Consider the following 8,358-nt stretch of genomic DNA (forward strand, 5'->3'; position numbering starts at 1 on the left):
TCTATACTTTTTCTTTCGTCTCGGAGGAACAGGCCTGGCATTCACCATGAGTTTCAATAACTTGGTTGGTCAGTTTGAATCCATGCTTCTCGGCGTTTTCGGCTAACAAGGATATCAGCGTCTCATCTTCGAGTTCAACGACATCACCACATTTATCGCAAATTAGTAATTGGAAAAAGTGCTGCTGAGTATTGAAAGAACAACAAGTAATAAAGCTATTTGTCGATTCCACTCGGTGGATGAAGCCTTGCTCTAGGAGAAAATCTAATGCTCGATAAACAGTGGGCGGCTTAGCCTGAGGCTCACTCTCTTTTAGTTGCTCCAATAGCTCATACGCACTTGAGGCGCGGCGATTAGAACAAATGAGTTCAAATACGCGTCGGCGTTGCGGAGTCAGTCGTACTCCACGCTCTGCGCAGATACTTTCAATTTGTTCAATGATTGTTGGGTTCAAACCTTTCACCATAACTATCGGACGTGCTCTATGATAAATCATTTCTATACGAAGTTCGTTTAGAAATGCTTCATTTTACCCACTATCAGAACGAAAATCATGAATTAAAGCAAGTCGGTGGTGGTGTGAAGGCGGAATAATCATCACAGAATGAATCAACGAATGACACATTCGTATTACTTCTGCGTATTCCTAAGCACTTGGCTAGTCAGCCAACCAAATCATTCTCGCTGAAACTAGCACCCAGAGGTGCTTGGGTATACAATACCCGACTTATTTTTTGAGCGTACTGCTGCGCTCGACCTTGGCAACATAAAAACGGGTGTTTATATCATGACTCATTCTTGCAGGCTCTCCGTAGCACCAATGTTAGATTGGACTGATCGTCATTGTCGCTACTTCCATCGCTTAATGACCAAAGAAACCCTGCTGTACACTGAAATGGTGACGACAGGTGCGATCATTCATGGAAAAGGAGATTTCCTGGCTTATAACGAAGAAGAGCATCCGTTAGCCCTTCAACTTGGTGGTTCAAACCCAGCAGATTTGGCTACGTGTGCCAAGCTAGCGCAAGAGCGTGGCTACGATGAGATTAACCTAAATGTGGGGTGTCCATCTGACCGCGTACAAAACGGTCGATTTGGTGCTTGCCTAATGGCTGAACCGCAGTTAGTTGCGGATTGTGTCGCAGCAATGAAAGACGTGGTCGATATCCCTGTAACAGTCAAGACTCGCATTGGTATTGATGATCAAGATTCTTACGAGTTCTTAACGGATTTCGTTTCTATTGTTTCAGAAAAGGGTGGCTGTGAGCAGTTCACTATCCATGCTCGTAAAGCTTGGTTAAGTGGTTTAAGCCCAAAAGAAAACCGTGAGATCCCACCATTGGATTACCCACGCGCTTACCAATTGAAGCAAGACTTCTCACACCTAACGATTGCGATTAACGGTGGCGTGAAGTCATTAGAAGAAGCAAAAGCACATCTTCAGCATCTTGACGGTGTGATGATTGGTCGTGAAGCATACCAAAGCCCATATCTACTGGCATCGGTAGACCAAGAGTTGTTTGGCTCTAACGCTCCAGTGAAGAAACGCAGCGAAATTGTTGAAGAGATGTACCCATACATTGAAGCGCAATTAGCGAAAGGTGCGTACCTTGGTCACATTACCCGTCACATGTTAGGTTTGTTCCAAAGCATGCCCGGTGCTCGTCAATGGCGTCGTCATATCAGTGAAAATGCGCACAAACCAGGTTCTGGTCTAGAAGTATTGCAAGACGCGCTAGCTAAGATTCCAAAAGAATTGAATGTGTAAAATTCGCCAGTGAATGGCTAAAATTACCAACTAAAGAATGATAAAGCCAGAGTGCAGAAATGCCTCTGGTTTTGTTTTTTGATTAAAAATCATAATCTTAAATTCTTCTCTATAAGTTGGTATGGAAACTGCTCTGTTTATTGAAAACAAATGGAGAAGTGATTATGTTGGAGCTAATCTTTATTTTAGTCTTTGCGGCGACCTTGTTGGTTACGGGTATCACAATGATGACCGTATTCGCAGCAACTGGTATTGCGTTAGTTGTGATGTTTTTACTGGGAATGGTTGGAGCGGTACTCAAACTATTACCATGGTTAATCGTGATTGCATTGGGGATTTGGTTCTTCAAGAATTACGTCGCTCAGCCCCGCTATAAATAATGAGTAACATCATTTAGTTGATGGAGAGGCGTGAGAATATGGTATATTTCCTCCCACGTCCTCTACGTGAATATCAGCTATCTCGGAGTAAATACTACATGACAAATAAAGCGAACATCGCTTTAACGGCATTATCGTTGGCAGTATCTTTTCCTGTTTTTGCAGAGTACTCTGTATCGACAAAAGTCGGCGCAGAGGTATGGGCTGCCGACACTAAAGTTAATGAAGTGAGACGAGATAGCAGTACCGCAGGCACTTTTTACGCGGCGATTGAACATGATGTTAAATACGTCCCTAATGCGCGCCTTCGTTACTCAAGTGTTGATGCGGATTACATGGGGTTCGATAAGCTCGATTTAACCTTGTATTACCACGTTCTAGAGCATGATTTATTGCACTTTGATGCGGGTCTCACGTTCAGTAATTTAAGTGACACTAAATACATTGATGCTGGCTCAAGCAGGCGTGTAGAAGAATTTGATGAGCTGATTTGGGCTTGGTATGGTTACGCAGAAATTCAAGTTCCGGATACAAACTTTGATGTGATTGGTGAGATAAACTTTGGTGACAACAAAGGTATCAAAAGCACCGATTTCATGGCAGGTGTTCAATACAATGTACCGCTCGAAAAAGCTCGACTGGCTTTTCGTGGAGGTTACCGTGTGATTGATTTAGAGTCCGATAAATTCATGTCGGATCTAGGGAAAGAGTTTATTTTTGCTAACGGCTTCTTTGTGAGTGCGGAATACGCGTTCTAAATTCAGCCATGTTAGATATTCGATTTACTTAAAACGTCGCTTTATAAGCGGCGTTTTTTTATATCACTTCATTATATCTAATCGAAATTTCTCCCTATTTGGCTGACTTAGACCATGCTTACCTAGGAGCAATGTGAAAGTTAAAGCAGGGATAGCGATGACAATAAATGAACTAAGACATCTATTCCGTGAAAATCAGCTTATCGAAGCGATTATTGAGCCTGCAATCCAAGAGGGTGGTTGGGTTGTAGAGTTCAGACATGCGCGCGGTGGTTTTGTTTTTCTAACGGACAGTCACGGCGAAGAATGTCTTTATGAAGATTTGGATACTGCGTCAAAATCGGCAATGGCAGTAGGCTTTCAACAAGTCCGCATTGAAGATCGATGAGCAAAAAGTAAGCCGTTCTTACTTCCAAAAAGTTATAAAACATTCACTTCTATTCTTTCTTGTTATTAAGGAGAGTGGGTACTCTATCGTCACGCAATGAATAGGGATGTCGTGATAATGTCTTTTCAAAAGAATGAGTATTCTCACAAGAATGTGTCTGAAGATAATAATGGGCAAGGAGGAAATCCTCCAATCGCAAGCCCTCTGAATGACCAACAAATTAGCTCACTCCAACAAACTGTCTCTGAGTTGTCTTCACAGCAACTTGCTTGGGTCAGTGGGTATTTTTGGGGATTAGCTCAAAATCAACCAAACACAGCGGTAACGCCAATTGCACAAGCAACGGCAGCCGTATCAGCGAAGCCAGCAGGTAAGTTGAGTATTATTTTTGCTTCCCAAACGGGCAATGCTAAAGGTGTTGCTGAAGCTCTGGAGCAGGAAGCAAAAGCAGAAGGAATTGCAGTCGAACTTTTTGATGCAAGCGATTACAAAGGTAAAAACTTAGCCAAAGAAACGCATGTCATTATTGTGGCATCGACTAACGGCGAAGGCGAAGCGCCAGACAATGCCATTGAGCTACATGAGTTTTTGCAATCGAAGAAGGCCCCTAAGCTGCCAAACCTGCAATATGGTGTTATTGCATTGGGAGATTCTAGCTACGAATTCTTCTGTCAGACCGGTAAAGACTTCGACACTTACCTATCAAAGCTAGGCGCGACTCCATTTATCGAGCGTCTTGATTGCGATGTGGATTATGAGGCTCCTGCAACTGAATGGCGTAAGAATGCGTTAGACAAGGTAAAAGATACACTGTCTTCTGGCTCTGAAGCGGATGTGGTTCAACTTCCTGTGGGTCAAGCTGCGACTGCGCACTCTCCTTACAATAAACAGAATCCGTACACTGCGACGTTACTGACCAGTCAAAAAATCACGGGCCGTGACTCTGGAAAAGACGTCCGTCATATAGAAATCGACTTAGAAGGCTCGGGTTTAACGTATCAGCCAGGTGATGCACTAGGTGTGTGGTTTGAAAATAGCTCGGAACTTGCAAACGCCATTCTTGGTAAGGTCGGTTTGTCTGGGGTTGAGACTGTTGACGTTGATGGTGAAAGCTTGTCAATCCACAGTGCTCTTGTGAGTAAATATGAAATCACAACATCTAACCCACAGCTCATCACAAAGTTTGCCGAGTTATCCGGTAGCAAGAAGCTACAAAAGTTAGTTGAAGATAAAGATAAGCTTCGCGAGTACTCTGCAAATACTCAAATCGTTGATGTACTGGCAGAAAAGAAAACCAAGTTAACCGCAGATGAATTGATTGGTTTGCTTCGTCGTCTTACTCCACGCCTTTACTCTATTGCATCAAGCCAAGAAGAGGTCGATGAAGAAGTACACCTAACGGTTGCTTTGGTTGAGTACGAACAAAACGACGAAAAACGATATGGTGGAGCGTCTAGTTTCTTAGCACAGCGTCTCGAAGAGGGAGATGAAGTTAAAGTATTTGTTGAGCATAACAACAACTTTAAACTGCCGGAAGATGATAGCACTCCAATTATCATGGTTGGTCCTGGCACAGGGATCGCACCATTCCGAAGCTTTATTCAGGAACGTGAAAACCGCGATGCTGAAGGCAAAAACTGGTTGTTCTTTGGTGATCGCACGTTCACTCAAGACTTCTTGTACCAAGTGGAATGGCAAAAGTATCTCAAGTCAGGAGTACTAAGCCGATTGGATGTTGCCTTTAGTCGTGACCAAGTAGAAAAGGTTTACGTACAACATCGCATCTTAGAAAACGCAGCTCAAGTGTGGCAGTGGATCCAAGAAGGCGCTTATATCTATGTCTGCGGTGATGCAACGCGTATGGCAAAAGATGTGCACGACGCATTGGTTATCGTTGCTGAACAAGAAGGCAAGATGCCGCGTGACGATGCAGAACAATTTATTAATGACCTACGTAAAGCGAAACGTTATCAGAGGGATGTGTACTAATGACTTTTTCTACGGACAATAATAAGCAGGTTGTATTAGGTGAAGAGTTAGGGCCGCTATCTGATAACGAGCGCCTGAAGCGAGAAAGCAACTTATTACGTGGCACTATTGAGCAAGATTTACAGGACCGTATTACTGGTGGCTTTACTGCCGACAACTTCCAGTTAATTCGTTTCCACGGTATGTATCAACAAGACGATCGTGATATCCGTAATGAACGCACAAAGCAAAAACTGGAACCATTACATAATGTGATGCTTCGTGCTCGTATGCCTGGAGGCATCATCACGCCAACGCAATGGTTAGCGATCGACAAGTTCGCAACGGAGCACTCTTTATATGGAAGTATTCGTCTGACGACTCGCCAAACGTTCCAGTTTCATGGGGTATTAAAACCGAATATTAAGTTGATGCATCAAACGCTCAACAGTATTGGCATTGATTCGATTGCAACCGCGGGTGATGTAAACCGTAACGTGTTGTGTACCACTAACCCAGTGGAGTCAGAGTTACACCAAGAAGCTTACGAATGGGCGAAGAAGATCAGTGAGCATCTATTACCAAAGACGCGCGCTTATGCAGAGATTTGGCTAGACGGTGAAAAAGTAGAAAGCACGGAAGAAGACGAACCGATTCTAGGCAAGAACTACTTACCACGTAAGTTTAAAACTACAGTGGTTATCCCACCGCAAAATGACGTAGATGTACACGCTAACGATCTCAACTTCGTAGCGATTGCAGATAACGGTAAGCTGGTAGGCTTTAACGTCCTGGTCGGCGGCGGCTTAGCGATGACGCATGGCGATATATCAACTTATCCGCGCCGCGCTGACGACTTTGGCTTTATTCCGCTGGACAAGACACTTGATGTTGCCGCAGCTGTAGTAACAACTCAGCGCGACTGGGGTAACCGTTCAAACCGTAAGAACGCAAAAACCAAATACACATTGGATCGTGTAGGTAGCGATGTCTTTAAAGCGGAAGTCGAGAAACGTGCTGGTGTTAAGTTTGAGCAAAGCCGTCCATATGAATTCACAGAACGTGGTGACCGTATTGGCTGGGTAGAAGGAATTGATGGTAAATATCATTTAGCGCTTTTCATCGAAAACGGTCGCTTATTAGACTTTCCAGGTAAACCACTTAAGACGGGTGTTGCTGAAATTGCCAAAATCCACAAAGGCGATTTCCGCATGACAGCAAACCAAAACCTAATTGTTGCGGGTGTACCTAAAAACGAAAAAGCGAAGATTGAAAAGATCGCTCGTGAACATGGCTTAATGGACGACGGCGTAAGTGAACAGCGTAAGAACTCAATGGCTTGTGTTGCTTTTCCAACTTGTCCGCTAGCGATGGCAGAAGCTGAACGTTTCCTTCCTCAGTTTGTTACTGATGTTGAGGGGATTCTGAATAAGCACAACCTACCAGAAAATGACAACATCATTTTGCGTGTAACTGGGTGTCCAAATGGTTGTGGTCGCGCAATGTTGGCTGAAATTGGTCTAGTTGGCAAAGCGCCGGGTCGTTACAACTTGCACCTAGGTGGTAACCGTGCCGGTACTCGAGTACCAAAAATGTATAAAGAGAACATCACGGATAAGCAAATCTTAGAAGAGATTGATCTGCTGGTGGCTCGATGGTCGAAAGAGCGTGAAGAAGGCGAAGCCTTTGGCGATTTCACTATTCGTGCTGGCATTATCCAAGAAGTGCTCGTATCAAAGAGGGACTTTCATGCTTGATTCTGTAGCATCCAAGCTGGAGCTCACAGAGTTACTGACATTAACAAAGACGGAGCAAATCCTCCGTCTTGCTCAAATTAATGTCGAGCTCGAAAAGCTTTCAGCACAAGAGAGAGTAGCGTGGGCTTTAGATAATCTAGAAGGCGAGTTCGCGGTTTCTTCTAGTTTTGGTATTCAAGCCGCGGTTATGCTTCATTTAGTTACTCGCGCCAAAGCGGACATCCCCGTCATTCTAACCGATACTGGTTACCTGTTTGCTGAGACGTACCGATTTATCGATGAGCTGACAGATGCTCTCAACCTAAATTTAAAAGTTTATCGAGCCAAGGAAAGTGCGAATTGGCAAGAAGCTCGATATGGAAAATTATGGGAGCAAGGCGTAGAGGGAATTGAAAAATACAACAAGCTCAATAAAGTTGAGCCGATGCGTCGAGCGTTAAAAGAGCTTAATGTTGGAACGTGGTTCTCTGGACTGCGTCGAGAGCAAAGTAAATCTCGTGCAGGTTTACCGATTCTATCAATTCAGAACGGTGTGTTTAAATTTCTACCAGTAATTGATTGGACTAATAAAGACGTTCATTACTACTTAGAACAACACGGCCTTAAATACCACCCATTGTGGGATGAAGGTTACCTTTCAGTTGGTGATACACATACTACTCGTAAATGGGAGCCGGGAATGTCAGAGGAAGAAACTCGATTCTTTGGCTTAAAGCGAGAATGTGGCCTACACGAAGATGATGGCTCTGAACAAGATGGGTCTGGCATATAGCCATAATGCTCTTTAAATAGAGTTTAGGTTAAGTTTAATAAAGATAGCTGCAATAAAGCAGCTTTCTTTATTTATGGTACTTGAAAAACACGTCTCAAAGAACAATTCTGTGGATAAGTTGTGTGAGAGTTTGGGGTAAAGTTGAATAAATAAAGGTTTGATCGAAAACTCATCGTTTAACCATTATTTTTGCAATTTTTGAAAAATAACACTTGCCAATGTGAGCGCGATCTCTATAATGCCTCCTCGTCGACAGGGCAAGGCCTCACAAGGGGTTAAGCGAAGTTGATAAGGCTGAAAAGAAAAACGAAATAATTTGAAGAAAGTGTTTGACACAATAAATTATCTCGCTAGAATGGCCGCCTCTTCCCAAGTGATGTCAATCACAAAGAAGAGTTGCTCTTTAACAATATAGACCTATCAATCTGTGTGGGCACTCGTTGATGATAATCCAATTAGATACCTCGGTATCAAATTAGGTTTCAATGAAACGAAGTGACCATTGAATCGAAAGATTCAGCACAGTCAATTCAAACATTACTTATGTAATGTTCAGTATTCATTGAG

8 protein-coding genes are annotated in these 8,358 nt (G+C 43.3%); 7 read left to right on the forward strand and 1 reads right to left on the reverse strand.

The genetic code is table 11. The features are described 5' to 3' along the window. Position 1: 1 nt before the first annotated feature. Entirely contained in the window at positions 2-466 is a 465-nt protein-coding gene (zur, locus tag R8N47_RS21020) for a zinc uptake transcriptional repressor Zur (protein ID WP_005381268.1), read from the reverse strand. Positions 467-787: 321 nt separating this feature from the next. Here zur and dusA point away from each other — a divergent pair, with 321 nt between their 5' ends. The 7 genes from dusA to R8N47_RS21055 all read left to right on the forward strand — a co-directional run bounded on the left by dusA (position 788) and on the right by R8N47_RS21055 (position 7,791). Further along, positions 788-1,768, forward strand: a complete 981-nt coding sequence (gene dusA, locus R8N47_RS21025) for a tRNA dihydrouridine(20/20a) synthase DusA (protein ID WP_017821727.1) — start codon at positions 788-790, stop codon at positions 1,766-1,768. A gap of 164 nt (positions 1,769-1,932) precedes the next feature. Then, complete coding sequence (pspG, locus tag R8N47_RS21030) at positions 1,933-2,148, forward strand: envelope stress response protein PspG (protein WP_005381266.1); 216 nt, start codon at positions 1,933-1,935, stop codon at positions 2,146-2,148. Between the two features lie 98 nt (positions 2,149-2,246). Further along, on the forward strand, positions 2,247-2,906 hold the full coding sequence (locus tag R8N47_RS21035) for a TIGR04219 family outer membrane beta-barrel protein (RefSeq protein WP_005381265.1): 660 nt from the start codon (positions 2,247-2,249) through the stop codon (positions 2,904-2,906). 157 nt (positions 2,907-3,063) lie between these two features. Further along, the gene (locus R8N47_RS21040) at positions 3,064-3,294 is read left to right on the forward strand and encodes a hypothetical protein (RefSeq protein ID WP_005381264.1); all 231 of its coding nucleotides are present in this window, start codon (positions 3,064-3,066) and stop codon (positions 3,292-3,294) included. 117 nt (positions 3,295-3,411) lie between these two features. After that, positions 3,412-5,283 (forward strand): assimilatory sulfite reductase (NADPH) flavoprotein subunit, encoded by a 1,872-nt coding sequence (locus R8N47_RS21045; protein WP_005381262.1) that lies wholly within the window; start codon positions 3,412-3,414, stop codon positions 5,281-5,283. Then, on the forward strand, positions 5,283-7,019 hold the full coding sequence (gene cysI, locus R8N47_RS21050; RefSeq protein WP_064354336.1) for an assimilatory sulfite reductase (NADPH) hemoprotein subunit: 1,737 nt from the start codon (positions 5,283-5,285) through the stop codon (positions 7,017-7,019). The genes R8N47_RS21045 and cysI overlap by 1 nt, the downstream gene beginning before the upstream one ends. Continuing rightward, entirely contained in the window at positions 7,012-7,791 is a 780-nt protein-coding gene (locus R8N47_RS21055) for a phosphoadenylyl-sulfate reductase (protein ID WP_005382748.1), read from the forward strand. Before cysI ends, R8N47_RS21055 begins: the two co-directional genes overlap by 8 nt. The last annotated feature ends 567 nt before the right edge of the window (positions 7,792-8,358 follow it).

This window comes from Vibrio sp. 2132-1 (assembly GCF_033344315.1).